A 1,800-nucleotide genomic window follows, 5' to 3' on the forward strand; every position below is an offset into this window, starting at 1 on the left:
AGTTCGGTGTAGGCGGCGGTGGTTTCGTGTCTGGCCCAGGTCCAGTTGATGACGTGGGTTTTACTGGCTGCGATCAGGAGGCATCCGGACTTTAGATAGGTCGCGTCGAGGAAGATTTGGTCATGGATGCGGAATGAGTCGATGGTGGGTGTGGGGATGATCCACCAGCACCATCGGAATCGGTGGTGCATGGTTTGCCTGGTTACGCCATGGTGTGCGGCGAAGGTGGTTAGAGATTGGGTGCCGGTGGCCCATTGGATGAACAAAGCCATGGTGGCGGTATTTTTGTTGTGTGTTTGGGTGTTGCGGGTAAAGGAGTGTCCGCATTTGGTGCAGCGCCAGCGGGTTGTTCCTTTGCTGGTGGTGCCGTTTCTCTTGGTTGCGTCCCTTAGTGTGGTGTAACGCTTGCTGATGGTGGGTCCCGGAAAGTAGTGGGCGGCCACCGCCAGTTAGCCTTTCGACTCAACTACCACATCTCACCGAAAGGCCTATGACGATGACCGCTGCACCGTATTCTATCGACCCGACAACCTATCTGGATGATTTGCTGGCCCAAGCGTCTCCGGATTTGATGCGCCAGATGCTGCAAGGGTTTATCAACCAGATCCTCTCCGCCCAGGCTGACACCGTCTGCGGCGCCGAATACGGAGTTGTATCCACCGAGCGGGTCAACCACCGCAACGGGTATCGCCACCGCGACCTTGACACCCGTGTCGGCACGATCGACGTGGCGGTGCCGAAACTGCGCCACGGCGCGTTCTTCCCAGACTGGCTGTTAGAGCGCCGCTCACGAGCAGAACGAGCCTTATCGACTGTGATCGCCACGTGCTACCTTAAAGGGGTTTCCACCCGCAGGATGAATGATCTGGTGGCTACGCTTGGGATTTCCAGCATGTCGAAATCGCAAGTCTCACGCATGTCAGAAGAACTCGACGACATGGTCGCAGACTTCAAAAACCGCCCACTAGACCCCGGCGGGTACGCCTTTTTATCGTGCGATGCGCTCACGATCAAAGTCCGTGAAGGCGGCCGGGTGGTCAAATGCTCAGTGCTGCTTGCCACCGGAGTCAACGCCGACGGGTATCGCGAAATGCTCGGCATGCACGTCGCCACCGCGGAATCCAACGCGTCGTGGAAAGGCTTCTTCCAGGACTTAAAAGCCCGCGGACTTACTGGGGTATTCCTTATCACAAGTGATGCCCACGAAGGCATCCAGCACGCCATTTCCGAAGTGCTGCCCAATGCGTCGTGGCAGCGGTGCCGCACCCATTTCGCGAAGAACCTCTACGAAAAGGTCCCGAAAACACAATGGCCGATGGTCTCTGCGATGTTCCAGACAATCTTCCAGCAACCTGACGCCACATCCACTTGGGCTCAAGCCCGCGAAGTTGTCGACCTACTGGAGCCGAAATTCCCTCACGTCGCGGCGTATTTGGAGGAATCACTCGATGAAGTACTGGCGTTTACCGCAGCGCCGAAACCAGTCTGGACGAAGGTGTGGTCAAACAACCCCACAGAACGGTTAAACCGTGAGATCCGCCGGCGCACCGACGTCGTCGGCATTTTCCCAAACCGTGAATCCATCATCCGGCTTGTCGGTGCGGTCCTAGCCGAGCAACACGACGACTGGATCCAACAAAAACGCTACATGTCACTGACCGCACTCGAACACACCAAGCACCTCATGCACCACCCAGGAGAACATCGTGACGACCACCACCAGCTAACCGCCTAACCAAGCCCCGAACTTCATATCGAGCCGAAAGCACAAACGGCTACACCACTACACCGGACTTGACC

General features: G+C 57.1%; 2 protein-coding genes. One reads left to right on the forward strand and one right to left on the reverse strand.

Translation table 11 applies throughout. From position 1 onward, the window contains the following. On the reverse strand, positions 1 to 413 hold a 413-nt coding region (locus JQ46_RS04660; protein WP_034985908.1), incomplete at its 3' end, for an IS1/IS1595 family N-terminal zinc-binding domain-containing protein. Positions 414 to 496: 83 nt separating this feature from the next. Between JQ46_RS04660 and JQ46_RS04665 the strand changes: the two genes are divergently transcribed. Continuing rightward, positions 497 to 1,735: an IS256-like element IS3506 family transposase gene (locus JQ46_RS04665; protein WP_192817224.1), complete on the forward strand. Its 1,239-nt coding sequence runs from the start codon at positions 497 to 499 to the stop codon at positions 1,733 to 1,735. Positions 1,736 to 1,800 lie beyond the last annotated feature (65 nt).

It is taken from the genome of Corynebacterium jeikeium (assembly GCF_000738175.1).
GTDB lineage: Bacteria > Actinomycetota > Actinomycetes > Mycobacteriales > Mycobacteriaceae > Corynebacterium > Corynebacterium jeikeium_C.